This is a genomic window from Sorangiineae bacterium MSr11367 (assembly GCA_037157805.1).
Classification (GTDB): Bacteria; Myxococcota_A; Polyangia; order Polyangiales; family Polyangiaceae; genus Pendulispora; species Pendulispora rubella.
On record CP089983.1, the window covers coordinates 13,263,172 to 13,279,937 of the forward strand.

General features: G+C 61.6%; 13 protein-coding genes and 1 pseudogene. 4 read left to right on the top strand and 10 right to left on the bottom strand.

What is annotated here, in order from left to right; genetic code table 11:
• Positions 1–28: 28 nt before the first annotated feature.
• The gene (locus LVJ94_51630; protein ID WXB05338.1) at positions 29–670 is read left to right on the top strand and encodes a dihydrofolate reductase family protein; all 642 of its coding nucleotides are present in this window, start codon (positions 29–31) and stop codon (positions 668–670) included.
• 17 nt (positions 671–687) lie between these two features.
• Here LVJ94_51630 and LVJ94_51635 read toward each other — a convergent pair whose 3' ends face one another.
• From LVJ94_51635 to LVJ94_51655, 5 genes and pseudogenes are all read right to left on the bottom strand, one after another.
• Positions 688–1,623: a hypothetical protein gene (locus LVJ94_51635; GenBank protein ID WXB05339.1), complete on the bottom strand. Its 936-nt coding sequence runs from the start codon at positions 1,621–1,623 to the stop codon at positions 688–690.
• 154 nt (positions 1,624–1,777) lie between these two features.
• On the bottom strand, positions 1,778–2,623 hold the full coding sequence (locus tag LVJ94_51640; GenBank protein WXB05340.1) for a hypothetical protein: 846 nt from the start codon (positions 2,621–2,623) through the stop codon (positions 1,778–1,780).
• Positions 2,624–2,665: 42 nt separating this feature from the next.
• Positions 2,666–3,133: a hypothetical protein gene (locus LVJ94_51645; protein WXB05341.1), complete on the bottom strand. Its 468-nt coding sequence runs from the start codon at positions 3,131–3,133 to the stop codon at positions 2,666–2,668.
• A gap of 27 nt (positions 3,134–3,160) precedes the next feature.
• Positions 3,161–4,420 (bottom strand): annotated as a pseudogene (locus LVJ94_51650) (FAD-dependent oxidoreductase).
• A gap of 134 nt (positions 4,421–4,554) precedes the next feature.
• Positions 4,555–5,712: an aldo/keto reductase gene (locus LVJ94_51655; GenBank protein WXB05342.1), complete on the bottom strand. Its 1,158-nt coding sequence runs from the start codon at positions 5,710–5,712 to the stop codon at positions 4,555–4,557.
• Between the two features lie 139 nt (positions 5,713–5,851).
• Here LVJ94_51655 and LVJ94_51660 point away from each other — a divergent pair, with 139 nt between their 5' ends.
• Both LVJ94_51660 and LVJ94_51665 read left to right on the top strand, forming a co-directional pair.
• Complete coding sequence (locus tag LVJ94_51660; GenBank protein WXB05343.1) at positions 5,852–6,703, top strand: LysR family transcriptional regulator; 852 nt, start codon at positions 5,852–5,854, stop codon at positions 6,701–6,703.
• 165 nt (positions 6,704–6,868) lie between these two features.
• Positions 6,869–8,305, top strand: coding sequence for a hypothetical protein (locus LVJ94_51665; protein WXB05344.1), 1,437 nt, complete (start codon positions 6,869–6,871; stop codon positions 8,303–8,305).
• 243 nt (positions 8,306–8,548) lie between these two features.
• Here LVJ94_51665 and LVJ94_51670 read toward each other — a convergent pair whose 3' ends face one another.
• From LVJ94_51670 to LVJ94_51685, 4 genes are all read right to left on the bottom strand, one after another.
• The gene (locus LVJ94_51670; protein ID WXB05345.1) at positions 8,549–9,556 is read right to left on the bottom strand and encodes an AraC family transcriptional regulator; all 1,008 of its coding nucleotides are present in this window, start codon (positions 9,554–9,556) and stop codon (positions 8,549–8,551) included.
• A 669-nt stretch (positions 9,557–10,225) separates the two neighbouring features.
• Complete coding sequence (locus tag LVJ94_51675) at positions 10,226–10,456, bottom strand: hypothetical protein (GenBank protein WXB05346.1); 231 nt, start codon at positions 10,454–10,456, stop codon at positions 10,226–10,228.
• A gap of 454 nt (positions 10,457–10,910) precedes the next feature.
• A complete protein-coding gene (locus LVJ94_51680) occupies positions 10,911–11,447 on the bottom strand; it encodes a hypothetical protein (protein ID WXB05347.1) in 537 nt (178 codons plus the stop codon).
• A gap of 664 nt (positions 11,448–12,111) precedes the next feature.
• Positions 12,112–13,286, bottom strand: a protein-coding gene (locus LVJ94_51685) for an IS3 family transposase (GenBank protein WXB05348.1) whose coding sequence is annotated in 2 segments (ribosomal slippage) — positions 12,112–13,031 and positions 13,031–13,286 — 1,176 coding nt in all. Because the reading frame shifts where the segments join, the coding sequence is not laid out codon by codon here.
• A 256-nt stretch (positions 13,287–13,542) separates the two neighbouring features.
• On the opposite strand from LVJ94_51685, the gene LVJ94_51690 reads away from it, so the two are divergent.
• Positions 13,543–14,112: a dihydrofolate reductase family protein gene (locus LVJ94_51690; protein ID WXB05349.1), complete on the top strand. Its 570-nt coding sequence runs from the start codon at positions 13,543–13,545 to the stop codon at positions 14,110–14,112.
• Positions 14,113–15,491: 1,379 nt separating this feature from the next.
• Here the strand turns inward: LVJ94_51690 and LVJ94_51695 are convergent.
• A protein-coding gene (locus tag LVJ94_51695; protein ID WXB05350.1) for an IS3 family transposase occupies positions 15,492–16,666 on the bottom strand; the annotation gives its coding sequence in 2 pieces (ribosomal slippage) (positions 15,492–16,411 and positions 16,411–16,666; 1,176 coding nt in all).
• Positions 16,667–16,766 lie beyond the last annotated feature (100 nt).

A 16,766-nucleotide genomic window follows, 5' to 3' on the forward strand; every position in this document is an offset into this window, starting at 1 on the left:
CAGACTACACCGCGAAAGGCGAATACAAATGAGCAAGGTGTTCTTCAACGTCAGCATGTCCCTCGACGGGTACCTCGTTCCTGTGGGCATGGATATGGCCCATGCCGGCGATCCGAGCTACCTCGACTGGGGCGCGCAGTGGGGAAAGCTCCAGAGCTGGATCCTGCCGCAAAAGTTCTTCCGGGAGATGCTCAAGCTCGGCGAAGGCGGCGAGACCGGCAGGGACAACGAGGTCGCCGAGGGGACGTTTCGGCGCACCGGCGTCAGCATCATGGGCAAGCGCATGTTCGACCTTGGCGAGCGGATGTGGCCCGAGGAGGCTCCGTTCCACTCGCCGGTCTACGTGCTCACCAAGACCGTGCGCGCGTCGTGGGTGCGCCCCGGCGGGACGACGTTCTACTTCGTCAACGACGGCATCGAGAGCGCGTTGCACCAGGCGCGCGCCGCGGCCGGCGGCAAGGACATTCGCATTGCGGGCGGCGCGCATGCGATCCAGCAGTACGTGAACGCCGGCCTCGTCGACGAGATCAACGTCGCCGTGTCGCCCGTGATGTTCGGCGGCGGCAGGCGCTTGTTCGAGGAGATCGATCGCAAGCTGTCGCTCGAGATCATCGAAGCGATCCCGTCGCCGCGCGTCACGCATCTGCGCTACGCCGTGCGCAAGGGCTAATTAGCGGCCGGGCAGGCTTAGATGCAGCATTTGGTGCCCGTCCAATATTTGCCAGTCCCGGTGCAAGAGCCCGAGGTGCCGTCGACGCACTGGCTGACGTTCTGGACGCAGCATTGGCTGCCCGTCCACATGAAGTTCGTGCCGATGCAGGAACCCGAGGTACCGGAGGTGCAGATGGCATCCTTCTCGATGCAGCATTGGCTGCCCGTCCACTTGTAACCCGTGCCAATGCAAGAACCCGAGGTGCCGTCGACGCACTGGCTGACGTTCTGGACGCAGCATTGGCTGCCTGTCCACATGTAGCCCGTGCCGATGCAAGAGCCCGAGGTGCCGGCGGTGCAGACGGCATCCTTCTCGATGCAACATTGTTTGCCCGTCCATTTGTAACCCGTGCCGACGCAGGAGCCCGAGGTGCCGTCGACGCACTGACTGACGTTCTTGACGCAGCATTGGCTGCCCGTCCAATCGAAGCCCGTACCGATGCAGGAGCCCGAGGTGCCGTCGACGCAAAGCGTACCGCCGCTCGGGGGAGGGTTCACGTCTTTCCCCGAGGTGCCGCCGTCCTTCGGAGACGGCCCGGGATCCGAATCGGCGGGGCAGTAGGTCGGTTTCTTACCGACGTAGCACGTGTCGGCCTTGTCGGCGCACACACCATCGATGCATGCGGCGGCCAAATAGGATGCGCTGCTGCTCGCGCAGGCACAGCATGACGGGGCGCAATCCATGTACGAGGTGCACGAACTGCTGGCGGACCTCGTTCCCGGTAACGCCGACGGGGGGTTCACCGGGCATTGGTCGTTCGCTTGGTACCCGCCGCTCGAGACATTTCGGCCCGAAAAATCCTTGTCGCCGTTGCCGTCCGGGTCGGAGGAGCAGGCTCCGCTTCCAAGGGCGATGCCCAAAAGGCCGAAAGCCCCGAGCGCAAAGAGTCGATGGTGGACGAAGGAAGACATACGTACGAGAGCCTTTCCCGCGGGCGCGCCCGCATGGCACCGGTCCATCTCATATCTACGCAGGGCGCGCCAGATCCTTCCCTGGGCTTCCCGGCGGTGGCGTCTTTTGCTTCTTCGCTCGGCTGTAGAAGATGAAGCTTGCTGGACCGCGAGACTATCCCTGCAACGTGGCGCGGCCCTCGACCGAGGCGAGGACGATGGCCTGTTGCAACGGGCTCGCCGTCACTTGCGACCATCCGATGCCGGGGGCCGAGCGCGATAGCGTTTCGACCAACACGATGCGAAGCGCCGCGGGAGGCGCTAGGTCGTGCCGACTTGCACGCAGTGCACGGTATTGAACGAGCAAGCGACCAAGATCGAGCACCAGCGTATTGATGGCGTAGCTTTTTGCATATTGTTCCTGGTCATATGGAGTCGCGCCTTGGACTGCGTTCACGGCCGGAGGGGCGTGAGCGAGAACACGCATGCGAATCTCGCCGGTAATCTCGTCGGAAGACCAGCCGTCGAAGCCGTCCAGGCCCGCCATCTGGCCCGATTCGAGCACCTTGCGCGCCTCGGTCGTGAATTGGTCGTTGTTCATGCCGTCGACCTCCTCGGAAAACCAGGGGCTCTGCAAGTGGACGACGCCGGACTCCTCTCGAGCTCGAAAGCCCTCGAGAAGGTGCTTCACGGCCTCTGCGGGATTGGCCAGGGCATTCGGGCCAAGAGCACGAAACCGGGCGCCGAGCAGAAAGAGCGATACGACCATCGGCCGCTCGTACGTCTTGAGCAACGCGTCCTCGTGGTTGATGTAGAGCGAGTTGCCCGCGCCCTCGTAAGCCTGGAGGCCTTGCATCAGCGCGGCTTCTTCCGCGTCGGACAATTGCATTTCCCACGCCCAACGCCGCAATGGTACGTACTTGTTCTTTTCGTAGTCCGAGTCCATCTTGCTCGACATCACACTTCGAAGCACGAAAAAGCCAATGACCAATGCCGCGACGATTCCAAGACCGATCCACATCGAACGCTCCTTGATGTCTCGAGTCGTAGGGTTCGATTCTCCCTAGCCACGTTTCAGATATGCGAGGATCCCCCATGCCACCAGTCCCACCACGGCCGCCAATACGGCGAGTGAGATCACCAACAGATTGCGCTCGGCCCGCCGAAATCGATGGTTGCGCGCATCGAAATCCGCCACCGCGCGAGCGGCCGCCGGTTCGCTGGAGTGCAGTCGCAGGCGGCCGGCAATGGCATCGAGGCGATGCGAGGCAGCGAGCGCCACGTCATCCGCTTCACCGTCTTTGAGAAGCGGCATGCACTGCAGGCCCGCTTCGACGAGCACCTGCCAATGGCTGGGGAAATACCCCGCGGTCAGGAGGTGCTGCTGCCGCCCGGGACTCGAGGCTTGCAGCAGCGTGTGAAATTCGCGCAAGGCTTGCATCTGCGCGGCCGCATCGTCCAATGTCCTGACCGACGTGCCGCAATATTGGCGAATCTTCCCCGGTTGCGCGCTAGGGAATCGCGGCTTCACGCGTCACGAGGACCGCGTCCTCTCTGGCTAGGTCAACTCCGCCAAAATGCGCTGCGCTTCGCGACGACCCGACATGAGCGCACCATGAACGGTTTGATAATTCTCGGCCTCGGTCGCCTCACCGGCAAACAGGAGGCGACGTCCCACCGGCTCGGCGAGCGCGTGGAAATCATCCGCGCTCGAGCCGACCTTCTCGAACGAGTACGATCCGCATGCGAAGGGATCGCTCGCCCACCGCGTGATCCGGTTTGCGGTGGGCTCGGGCACGCGCGAGCCGTACATCGTGCGCAGAGAGGCCATGGCCCCGGCGACGACGGCAGCATCCGTCATGGTCTCGATCCGTCGGGCGACGGCGCCACCGATGAAGGCGAGTAGCACGGGAGCCTTGGTCACGGGACGCATGTCGGCCCAGTCCGACCAAGCCTCATCGATAGCCTCTATTTGGCGAATGCTATCGGCATTGTCCCAGAATGCGCGATCGAATCGCAGGTAGACTTTGTCGAGCACGCCCATGCCGAGCCGCGCGATCGCTTGCTGCTTGCGAACGGGCAGCTCGGGCGCAAAGGTGATGCTGCCGCGCTGGAGCACGCCAAGCGGAAACGTGACCAGCGCGCGGTTGGCCGTGAAAATTCCTCGATTGGTGACCACGCGAACGCCCGAGTCGGAATGCTCGACTCGAGTGACCACACAGCCGAGATGGATGTCGAGACCTTCGGCCAGGCGATCCGTGAGCTGATTGTAGCCGCCGGGGAAGACGGCTTCCTCGCCGCCGCCGTCGGGCGCCTGCTCCAGCGACCCGAGCACGACCTCGTGAGGGTCGCCCGCAACGTCCTGCAGGATGTCGGCGCGCATGGCCTCCTTCGCATGGCGCGCGCGTGTCCCGCTCATGTTTAGCTCGCGAAGGGCGAGGTCGATGCCTTGTTCCGCGGACATCTTGGGATCGGCCTCGGCCCCCAGGTCACTGACGCGTGCCTCGAGCCGACGCAGATCGTGCTCCACTTGCTCGCGCTCGGCAGGGTTTAGACGACGCGAGCCAGAATAGATGGCCGGCGCCGACGGATCGAACGCCATGGTTTGAATGCCAAATTGCTTGCATAAGTCGGTAAGTGGGTTTCCCTCGGTTCCGTGAATCCACGAACCCCCCAAATCGATCGGGATACCGCCCCACGAGTGATCGGTCCAAAGACGCCCACCGATGCGCGAACGTGCCTCCAGAAGGGTCACGTCGAATCCCGCGCGTCGTAGCTCGTAGGCGGCCGCAAGCCCCGCCATCCCGGCGCCGAGAATCAGTGTATCGCGTCGTTTCTCGGAAGAATGCCCCTGCGCCGTGCTTGCCGCGCAGCCTACGTCAAGAACAGCGGCCCCTGCGGTCAGCCATGCAAACCGCAGCACGTCTCTTCTGGTCGGCCTCGGCGTTCGCTTCATCGTCGAGTAGACGCCACCCCGCGCGGGATGGCGCACAAAGACGTGGGCATTTGTACGCCTGGCCATGCCTCGACCGCATGCCCGCCGAAGATGCGCTCGCGCGGCAGGCCAAAGATGAAGTAGGGATTCAGCACGGGCGGCTTCCCCGCCGCATCGAGCCGCATTTGCTGTTCGGGCGAAAATTCGACGTCGAGTGAGGCGATGTTCTGCAGAAGTTGCTCCGCCCGACTCGCGCCGATCAGCACCGACGACACGCCCGCCCGGTTCACCAGCCACGCCAATGCGACCTGGGCCATCGGTCGTCCGATCTCCAGCGCGACGGCGCGGAGTTCATCGACGATGCGAAAGTTCTCCTCCGTAAAGAGCATTCCCCCGACGGGATTGTCGCCATGGAGCCGCCCGTCGCTGCCGCCATCGCGGGACGCTCCTGCGCGGTTGGGCAGGCTCCCTTGGGGGCCAGCCTTGGCCATCTTCTCCCTTCCGTATTTTCCGGTGAGCAGGCCTGCGCCGAGGGGGCTCCAGGCGACGAGCCCCATGCCCAGTGCTTGCCCAGCAGGCACGATATCCAGCTCCACGCCTCGATCGATGAGCGAGTAGGAGAACTGCAGGCCGACAGGTTGCGGGAGACCATGAACGCGAGCGAGAGTGGCGATCTGCGCGGTGTACCACGCGGGTGCGTTGGAGAAGCCGTAGTACAGGATGTCTCCGCGACGCACAGCATCGGTGAGGGCCCGCAGCACCTCCTCGGGCGGCGTTGTCTGGTCCCAGACGTGCGTCCAATAGAGGTCGATATGGTCGGTGCCGAGCCGCTTTAGCGATCCGTGAATACCGTCTCGAATATTCCGCGCGGAGTTGCCTCCCGCCAGCGGCGTGTCCTGGCGCCGCGGAAAGCCGGACTTGGTCGCGATCACCATCCGCTCGCGATGGCCGTTCGAGGCGAGAAAGCGGCCCAACATCTTTTCGCTCTCACCCGCGGAGTAGACGTCTGCGGTATCTACGAAATTGCCGCCGGCCGCGACGTAGGCGTCGAAGATCGCTCGCGATCCCGCCTCGTCCGTGCCCCAGCGGCCGGCCCCAAACGTCATGGTGCCGAGCGCGAGTGGGCTAACGACGAGCCCCGAGCGGCCAAGCGTGCGATAACTGGCAAGGTTCATTGCTGTATCTCCTGGAACAATGAGGCAGAAGATAATCAACGGTGACCCCGAGGATTAGAGCGCCTTTGTCGAACGGGCTTGTGAATGGATTACAACAATGAAACGAGGTGATCTCGACGACCTTGCAGCTTTTGCCACGGTGGCGAAGGCCCGCAGCTTCACCAGGGCGGCGGCGGAGCTCGGCCTGTCCCCATCCGCACTCAGCCACGTGATACGGAGCCTCGAGGAGCGGCTGGGCGTGCAGCTGCTGGCCCGCACCACGCGCTCGGTCGCGCCGACAGCCGCCGGCGAACGGCTTCTTCGTTCGCTCGAACCCGCTCTCGCAGAAGTCGCGGACGGGCTGGCGGCATTGGCAGACTGGCGCGGTAGCCCCTCCGGCATCGTGCGGTTGACGACCTTTGCCTACGCTGCGCGTACGATCCTCGCGCCACGGCTGCCACGTTTCCTGCTGGAGCATCCCGACGTATCCGTCGAAGTGATCGTGGACGACCGGCCCGTGGATCTCGTCGCGAGCGGGTTCGATGCCGGCATACGTCTGGGAGAAGCGATTCATGCCGACATGGTGGCGGTCCGCGTGGGCCCGGAATTGCGCGGCGTCGTGGTCGCCACGCCGGAGTATTTCGAGCGCCATGGCAAACCCGAGACGCCTCGAGATGTCGAGGCACACGTCTGCGTGAACTTTCGCCTGGTGGGCGGCGGAGGGCTTCTACCGTGGACGTTTCAGCGCGAGGACGCTCAGGTGACCATCCGCGCCTCAGGACAACTGATCGTCAACGATGGGACGCTCGCAGCAGCCGCGATACGAGCCGGAGCGGCACTCGGCTATCTGATGGAGCACGATGTCGCGGAGGAGATCGCCGATGGACGGCTGGTCCAGGTGCTCGACGAATGGAGTCCACGCTTTCCCGGCTGCCATCTCTACTATCCCAACCGGCAGATCACCCCGGCCCTACGCGCTCTGATAGGCGCCCTGCGTTGGAGCGCAGATTGAGCGGCCTGGCGCGGTTGTTGGAATCCGGCAGGTCTGTGTGCCGATGCTGCCACGCGATCGCGCGATGACACCGGAGCGCCGTCCGGGCACGCGAAATCGAGAGTCACCATAGTTTGAAGGAAGTAAGGTTTCGGCACATACCTTGCTGCTTCGGGATGCCCAAGAATGACCTCGCCGACGATCTTTTCACGCCATCTGCGCGGCGCCATTTGCGCGTTTCCTTTTCTTCTCTCGTTTGGTGCCGTATGGGCCTGCAGTGGCAGCGACGGAGCCATCCCTATCGGCGATGCCGGCATGCCCGACGCGCGCACGCCCGAAACGGATGCTGGCGATGGTGCAACCTACCCGACGGTGACGGTCACCGGGAAAGCGGTGAACCAAGTCGGCGAGGGTGTACCCGAGGCGCGTGCGATCGTCGTCGATGCCGTGGGGAAGAAGCAGGAGGCATCGGCGGGCAAAGACGGCATCTTTTCCATATCGGGCATCGCGCTGCCCTATGACCTTTCCGTGACGGAATCCGGCACCGTGCACGCCCACCTTGGATTGACGCGAACGGATCCGCAGGTCGATCTATTTAGTACCAAAACGGGGCGGTCTTATCCCTTGTCGCGTTACGCGGATGTCTCGTACGAGATCCCTCCGATTCCGGGGTGCCCGAATGACCCTTCGAGTCCCAAATACTGCGTGATTCAGGTGGGCATGTCCTCCCCCGAGGGGGAGGTGCACCATCACGACTATTACGAGTACGTACAACCCGGAGCGAGGCTTTCGGTGCGTTATCTTTGGACGACGTCCGCGAAACGACTCACCGTCAAGGCCCATCTCTTGGTTCAACCCGACAGGGGTGGGCCATTTTATCATTCCGCGGGGACGATGATCCTCGACGATGAAGGTCGCACCACGTTCGTGTGGCCCGAGGTCACGATGGTGCCGCGTGCAGGCGCATGGACCGTCTCGCTCCCGTCCGGGATGGACGTTCCCCAGGGATGGAGGCAAGAGCGAGTTATCGCATGGCTGAATCTTCCCAACGGCGAGGGCTCGGTTTATCTCGGGTCGCCCGAGAGAACGCCCTTGCCGCTCACCGTGGAGGTGCCGAATCTCGTCGGTGCAACGATGGGGGCGAGCACCCACCTCTCGAACACGGCCAACGACGACGGGCCGAAAGATCGAGAGATCCGAGGCGTGATCGACTCCGTTTCACTCGATGCGAGCGCATCACCGATTCCCTTCGAGCGCGGAGAACACATCCAATCTCCGGCTCCCGGTGAACCCGTGAGCGTTGCCGCCGGTGTGCTGACGTGGTCCACGGAGGGTGGGCCGGCGCTCTATCGGCTGCGCCCGAGAACCTGGGATTCGGTCATCGACAGCAACTCGAACCGCGTGAGCCTTTCCCGCTTGAGCGATCTGGGCGTCCGCATGCCGTACGTCAGCTCCGTCATGAAGCTGTCGCTCATCACGCGTCGGCCTTTCGTCTCCGTCGACGACATGACCGGTCCCTCCCGCTCACGCATTCGCGAAAACGAATACGGGACCGCCCCCCAAACGTTCACCCAGGCCTCCACGACCGAATCGGAAATATCGATAACTGTTCCGGATCGATAACCTCGAGAGCGCTCCTAACCTACATTAGTATCGCCAAGCCGACGAATCCCCAGTTCATCAAGGACACGTCAGGCATCCGAGAACGTCGTTCCGACCCTCGACGCGCGCCCCGAGCTCGGCATCTATCTGCACATGACGATGCCCCCGCCTCGGCGTCCACGAAGCAAATGAGGGCGGCGGCATCGCCGGTCCGTCTCATCGGGCGTCGCGATCCATGCGACGCCCGATATAGAAACGGCTAGTTCAGCCCTTTCGCAAGTAGTCCTCGACCTGAATACGGATCGCACGAAGCTCGGGCGCAGCATCAGACCACTGCTCCGTTTTGGACCACTGCTCGAGGGCTCGGGCAAAATCTTTTATCGTCGCAAATCCGAGATCTCGTTGCAGTTTTCGTGGGTCATGTCCACCTTTTCGTAAATATCGGCAGGCGTATTGGATCTTGTTTTCCTCGGACAAAAATTTGAATGAGGTCTTTTTGATCCTGAGCTTTCGCTGCAAATCCCTTGGAATTACTTTGAGTCGATCGGCAACATGTACCATGGTCAGCGACGGCTTGAATCGAAGTAGTTCCTGGACGTGGCTCGAGATGTCCAGCTTCTTCCAATTCTTGTCAAGTCGACCTCCTTGCTCCATGATGCTTGGTGAAAAATTACGACTGGCGGACGACAGTGGTCGCGCCCAATCTACGTTGGTGAAAACGAGCTCGTTCTCACGGCCACTGAAAATTATTGGGCATTTGAATAGTGAAATATATCTGTGACACTCTCCCTCGGGCTCACTGAATTCGTTGACCACGAGGACGGGCGACAGGTTATCTCCGACGAGCTCTCGGGCAAAAATTACGAAGAACGCCTGCTCGAATTCCAACCTTTGCCTGGCGTGCTTCTTTCCGTCCAAGTTGAAACGTATCGTGGTCTGTTGCGGTCCACGCTCGACGACGACCCAGTCACCGGTCTCTTCGTATTTGTAATGAGCAAGTTTGTGCAGGGCTTCTCCAAGCGTGGCGCTGTTCGCGGCATGACCGACAATGTCGAATAACGCCGAACGAATGTGAGTCGCTACGAGCAAGCCGTACCATGGCGGTGACCTTTCGATCGCAAGCGAGAACAATGCGTCGATTTGTTCCTCGTTCGCGTGCTCGGGCATCGATGGATCAATCCCCACCGAACGAGCGAGCTCCTCGACATCCGTAAGACCCGCTTCGCGCATAGCCTCCAACAGAGGACGGGAAAACGTCAGTCGAAAGCTCATTTTGTCGTCCTCGGGCGCGATTTCTTCGCTCGATGCCTGTTGCCGACTTTAGCTCGGCGCGTTCCGTTTTTGGGCGTACTTGGGGTTCGTAGTTGGTGAGGAATTACTGCGAAATATTCGCTAAATGCCTCGAGTTGAAAACTAAAAGCTATTACGCTGTCGGTATGGATCGCGCAGGAGTGATGCTGCAACGCGACGATCTGAACCTGCGAGACGCGTTGCGTTGGTGCGGGGACTCGTTGAGAGCATTTCTTGTGGGCGTACGGCATGTTTCGTCCTTCAGGAGATCAAACGAGGGCTTAACCTGGGGCCTATGCTCGGACGGAGATCGAGACCGGGGCTCGAAAGCTCGTCGAAGCCGAAGTCGCCCCACGTTCGCCGCTCTTACCAACGGCTCCCGGGCCGAAGGCGACAAAAATAAACGCCCACACAACATTTTCGCCGAGACGTCGACGTGTACGTTCGTCAGGTAAGGCTGAGCTGAAGGTCCGAGAAGGAAGGCGAGTGACGCTCGAATTCCATGTAACGCCGGGGCGCCGCATCTTGGCCGTCTCCGACTGGTAACGTCTCTCGCTCGGCACTACTTCTTGGCAAGCTCGTCTATCGGTGCGAATAGGCCACCGGTCGGCAAAGTACCTGTTCTCATCTCTAAACGCGCGCAGAGAGGCTTCAGGTACTACGCCAACGTTCGGTCGCAGCGGAGCTCGCGGTCTGCACTGTGTCGGGCACGAGCGTCTTGGCCATCGCGCCAAAGAACTTCCAGGCACGATCGAGCCCCTCGCAGACGGCCGCTGTCGTTTGGACGAATGTCGACCACACGAAGGCGAATCTGCTGAACGATAGCGTGATGATGAGCGCCCAGAGCGCGCGGCGCTGGTCCGTCTCGACATCGACGATCATCCCCATCTTGCCGAAATCAATTTGGGCTTCTTGTCCGCGCCGGCGGATCCACGAGACGGATGGTGGGCGGCTTCTTGCTCCACGACAGCTCCTCGATTGCGAAGCGACGCAGCGTCGCGTAGCTTGCCGAGAGCCCTTCGCGCGCGAGCAGCACGTGAATCTTACTCAGGGCGCAGCGGACGCTTCTGCGATAGCCACGTCTCGATGCGCTCCTTGTATTGTGCAACCTCCGCCCGCTCGTTGGTGATGTCGGGCAGCGGGCGCGCTTGCTCGCGCTGCGCTACCCCTCCCTGCAAAAATGGTCAGGAGTGGCGCCATGTCGCTGCAAAAAACTCATCATGCTCTCTACGCGGGTGGCCCCATGATGCTGCAAATCGGGTGGCCCCATGACCCTGCAAAAATCACCGGTTTGGTGGCCCCATGACCTTGCAAACTGGCACGCGATGAGAGTTCCTTACGTAATTCTTCTTTTGTGGCTTTGACAATCGGGGGCCGCAGAGGTGAGGTATCGGCAAGCGACGAGCACGAGACCGCTGCAAGCCACTCCGACCACCCGCACGAACCAGAAATAGCGGTCGATGAAGAAATCGCCGGATGGTCGATGTCCGAATAGCCAAGCCTTACGGGCCGCCACTGCGCCGAGCATCGCGAGTGCCACGGCGAAGAGGTTCAAAAGCTGCGGGCGTCCGGCTCGGTTCGAGCTCCAGCTCGCTGCGAGAAAATAGAGCCGCCATTGAACCCAGACGAGCACACTCCAAAAGAGGTATTGGAAAACGAAGTGGGCCTCGCTTCTGCCCACGAACAACCACGAGAGCCAGTCAGCCAAGAGACCCGATGGGCCATTCAGCAATAGGCCGAGCCAAAAGAGGCCGTCATAGACTTCCGGCCCGTGTCCGACGTCCCTCCAGTATGGCTCGTCGATTACGATGCCGTAGATCCCAACCGCCAGCACATAGGCAACGTTAATCTGGATAAGCAAGCGGAGCCTCATCCGACTAAAGTACAACGTCGTGTCTGAACGATCGAGTCGACGACCACGGAGCCGCGCAGGGGAGGCGCGGTTTCGCTGTAAACGTCGCGACGTCGCGAAAGACCGTGGCGCGCGACGAGTGAACAGTTACTTGTATTTCAGTCTGCGAAAGGTGACGGTACGCCGAGACGCCCGAGCAACCTTCGGCTAAGTCGAAAAGGCGAATACCCCTATGGCCGTTTGCCGTACATCCTGACGGTGAAGTCGAACCCACGCACCTACGAGCTGCGTGGCGCATACGGCCGGCCGCTCGCGAAGGGGCCGCTCGATCAACGCCAGCAGATAACCTTCGTGCGGCGAATTGTCTAGGTGAGGAGAAGGAGGCAGACAGATGGGACGCCCGCGTGCATGCTCGAATTCAACGGGTAGTGTGCTCGATGCGGGGAACGGACGACGATGATGTCGTCTAGCCGCCAAGGCGCGGACGCTCTTCGATGTGACGGCCGTCGTGGGCGCTGCCACATCGCCACACAGCGCGGCTGGGCGGTCCAGCCGAGTCGTGGCGTGTACTCACCGAACCAGGGCGGGCCACCGGATTCGACGCTGCGTATCTAGAAGCCACCCGCGATGGTAAGGTGTCTCGGACCAGACCGGTGATCCTCCCCCGCTGCAGTGGACACCGTCACTATGCGGACAGCTTGTTTGATTGCAACAAAATTAATTCAAACTCAATTGGGCTAACGTAGCCAATCGACGAATGCCGTCTAACGGGGTTGTAGAAATTGTCGATGTAGTCGGCGATCGACGCGATCGCGCAAGCCCTCGTCACGTAGTTTTCATGATCGATCAACTCGCCCTTGATTGTGGCGAAGAAGCTCTCGGCGACGGCGTTGTCCCAGCAGTCGCCCTTGCGGCTCATACTAGCCACGAAGCCATGTCGTTCGAGTCCGGCACGGTAGTCGGCGCTCGCGTACGGGCTGCCGCGGTCCGAGTGATGAAGCAGCCCCGTTGGCGGTTTTCGGCTGTTCACGGCGCTGCGAAGGGCCTGCAACGCGAGCTCCCGGTCGTTGGTTTCGCTGGTCGCCCAGCCGACGACTCGTCGCGAATAGAGATCAAGGATCGCGGCGAGGTAAAGCCAGCCTTCAAGGGTCCAGACGTACGTCACGTCGGTCACCCATGCCGTATTCGGAAGATCGACGTCGAACCGTCGCTCGAGCAGATTCGCGGCAACGGGGTGCGCATGCTTCGAGTCCGTGGTGCGACGAAAGCGTCGTTTTCGTTTCGCGGCAATCCCGTGCTGGCGCATCAAGCGTTCGACGCGTTTCCGAGCCACGCGGATGCCCCGAGCCCGCAGTTCCCGATGCACACGCGGGCTTCCGTAGGTGCCACGACTGCGCTTGTGCGACGCTTCAATCTGCGTCGCGAGCTTCTCGTCACTCGTCCTGGCTTTCGACTTCGGCCGTGCTTTCCAGGCGTAGTAGCCGCTTCGCGAGACGCCGAGTACGAAGCAGAGAACCTGAATGGGCCAGAACGTCTTCTCCACGTCGATGAACGCGAACTTCACGTGTTCTCCTTCGCGAAGAATGTTGCTGCTTTTTTTAAGATCTCGCGCTCCATCTCGAGGCGTTTCACCTTTCGGCGAAGCTCCGCGAGTTCCTCACGCTCCGGCGTCGTCAGCTCGTTCGATATGGCACTCTTCGGCGCTTGCGCGTCGGCGCGCTTGACCCAAGCTCGCAGCGCCGTTTCCGTTAGATCGAGGTCGTTCGCGACCTGCGCGATGGTTCGATCTCCGCTCTTGCAAAGCCGAACTGCATCTGCCTTGAACTCGGGCGTAAACACCCGTCGTTTCCGTTTCGCCATGGGACACTCCTCGCGTTACTTCGAGTTAACGGGACTGTCCACTGAAACGGGGGACCTCCACGGGGCCTTCAGCCAGGGTGTGCTCCGTGGCGGAGGCGTCATCGATAGGCCGGTAAAATTCCGACACCTGCCTCTGTGTTTTATGAGGGCCGACGATTTTCTCGAGTGGCCTGTCGATCCCACGGCCTGCGGTTCGTACAGGGGTTGAAGGCGAGCGAAAGTGGCTCGCTTACGTCTGTTCCTTCAGGAGGCTCCCATGCCCACCTCGATTCTCTTCATGTCAATGTCTCTCGATGGCTACATTGCCGGTCCCAACGACGAGGTCGGAAACCCGGGCGGCGATGGATTCGGCCGTCTCCACGAGTGGTATGGCGATTTCTCGCGGCCGCCGGGGGAGATGGGCGAGCTTTGGGACGAATGGAATTCTCCGGGTGCGATTTTGGCCGGCCGCCGCACGGTCGAGCAGGTCGACCACTGGGGTGGCGACAACCAGGGGGCGCGGATCTTTGTGCCGAGTCACCGAAAGCCTGGACCTTCGGTCGCCAACTATCCGCTCGTGACCTATGTCTCCGACGGCATCGCGAGCGCCATGACGCAAGCCAGAGCCGCTGCCGGAGACCGCAACGTTCTGGTGCTCGGTGCGTACACCGCGCAACGGGCGCTCGAAGCAGGGGTCCTCGACGAGCTGCAAATTCATCAGATCCCCGTGCTCCTCGGCGACGGCCGGAAGCTCTTCGAGATCCTTCCAAAGCGCATCGAACTGTCGATCGCGCGAGTCATCGGTACGGCTGACGCCACCCACATCCGCTACCGAGTTGCGAGATGAGCACGACCTCGCCCTTATGGCACAAACGCTAGGCTACTTGACGGCCCTCCTCGGAACCGAGGGTCCACCCGGCACCTACGGCATAATCGTATCGTTTCTGCTGTTGCGGCCACGCCCGCCCGTGGATTTCTCGGCAAGCTCCGAAACCTCGATTTGCTCCTTCGGGCATGGGGACCTGCTTCAGCAGACGCGCTCGACGAGGTTCCGCGAGGGGGCGCTTTCGGGACGACGCGCACCGAGCGATGCCGTGAGGACTCGATGGACCGTCGGGGACAGATTTGGGATCGCGGGCGTCGACCGTGAGTGGCTCGCGTGCACCGTAATGCCGATCGGGATCACGCCGGGCAGGGCAATGACGTGGAGGCTCTTGCAGAATGCGCGTAGGGATCGTCGTGGGATGCGGCGCGAGATCATCCTGGATCCTGCGTTCCTGCTGTCCGGGGGCTGAGACCGGGGGAAGCCGCGCCTAATCTCGTCCCTAGTGATGGCACGTGGCTCGCTACGGCCGGCAGACGGGCGCGTCACCCCAACGCGCGACCAAGGAGCCTGTGGTGCAAAAGAAGAGCGAATACCTGAGAAGCTGGCGAGAAGAAAAGGGGATTGAGGCGACAAGTGGGAAGGACGATACTCTGAAGGTATTGACGCCCAAACTATCAGTGTTTGCTCAAATCTGCCTACTCGCGCTTGTGTCGTGTGCGAACCCCGGCCGGAAGGCAGAGGCGCCTATCTCAACGGCCGTCTCCACGGATGCCGGCGCGACCGAAAAGAGCACTTCCCCCGAAGTCGTAAATCGGCAATGGCTGCGAGAATGCAATCGCGGCAATAAAGCGAGCTGTGAACGGCTAGCTGCCCCTCCCGGTCGAGAACAGTTGCGAAGCTGCGAGCGCGGGGACGCTACTGCATGCGCCGATGCCGGGCTGGCTTTTGCCAAGCGCCGCGAGGACGCAGACGCTGCTCGCTTGCTTGAACGGGCCTGTCGAGCAGGGAGCGGGCCAGGTTGCGGTCGACTCGCGGTCCTCATCGAGGGCGAACGCGGTGGATTGAGCGCCGATCCCACCCAGGTTATCGCGCTGCGCATGCGAGCCTGCTGGGCGCCGAAGGGGGACTCCTTCTCGTGTCAGAAATTGGGGGCGGATGCCGCGAACCGTGAAACGCCCGATCTGGGACTCTCGTGGCAGCTGCATTCCCGCGCCTGCGATCTTGGGAACGTCGAAGGCTGCACCTCCGTCGCATACATGATCGAGCATGGGGAGCACGTTTCCGCCGATCCCAAGCGCGCGCACGGCCTCTATCAATCGGCATGTGATCGCGGTTCGGGCAACGCTTGCTACGGGTTGGCACTGCAGTATGATCCTCCCCCGCTGCAGTGGACACCGTCACTATGCGGACAGCTTGTTTGATTGCAACAAAATTAATTCAAACTCAATTGGGCTAACGTAGCCAATCGACGAATGCCGTCTAACGGGGTTGTAGAAATTGTCGATGTAGTCGGCGATCGACGCGATCGCGCAAGCCCTCGTCACGTAGTTTTCATGATCGATCAACTCGCCCTTGATTGTGGCGAAGAAGCTCTCGGCGACGGCGTTGTCCCAGCAGTCGCCCTTGCGGCTCATACTAGCCACGAAGCCATGTCGTTCGAGTCCGGCACGGTAGTCGGCGCTCGCGTACGGGCTGCCGCGGTCCGAGTGATGAAGCAGCCCCGTTGGCGGTTTTCGGCTGTTCACGGCGCTGCGAAGGGCCTGCAACGCGAGCTCCCGGTCGTTGGTTTCGCTGGTCGCCCAGCCGACGACTCGTCGCGAATAGAGATCAAGGATCGCGGCGAGGTAAAGCCAGCCTTCAAGGGTCCAGACGTACGTCACGTCGGTCACCCATGCCGTATTCGGAAGATCGACGTCGAACCGTCGCTCGAGCAGATTCGCGGCAACGGGGTGCGCATGCTTCGAGTCCGTGGTGCGACGAAAGCGTCGTTTTCGTTTCGCGGCAATCCCGTGCTGGCGCATCAAGCGTTCGACGCGTTTCCGAGCCACGCGGATGCCCCGAGCCCGCAGTTCCCGATGCACACGCGGGCTTCCGTAGGTGCCACGACTGCGCTTGTGCGACGCTTCAATCTGCGTCGCGAGCTTCTCGTCACTCGTCCTGGCTTTCGACTTCGGCCGTGCTTTCCAGGCGTAGTAGCCGCTTCGCGAGACGCCGAGTACGAAGCAGAGAACCTGAATGGGCCAGAACGTCTTCTCCACGTCGATGAACGCGAACTTCACGTGTTCTCCTTCGCGAAGAATGTTGCTGCTTTTTTTAAGATCTCGCGCTCCATCTCGAGGCGTTTCACCTTTCGGCGAAGCTCCGCGAGTTCCTCACGCTCCGGCGTCGTCAGCTCGTTCGATATGGCACTCTTCGGCGCTTGCGCGTCGGCGCGCTTGACCCAAGCTCGCAGCGCCGTTTCCGTTAGATCGAGGTCGTTCGCGACCTGCGCGATGGTTCGATCTCCGCTCTTGCAAAGCCGAACTGCATCTGCCTTGAACTCGGGCGTAAACACCCGTCGTTTCCGTTTCGCCATGGGACACTCCTCGCGTTACTTCGAGTTAACGGGACTGTCCACTGAAACGGGGGACCTCCAGTACGAAGGCGGGACGGTGGTAGCCCGTGACCCTACGCGG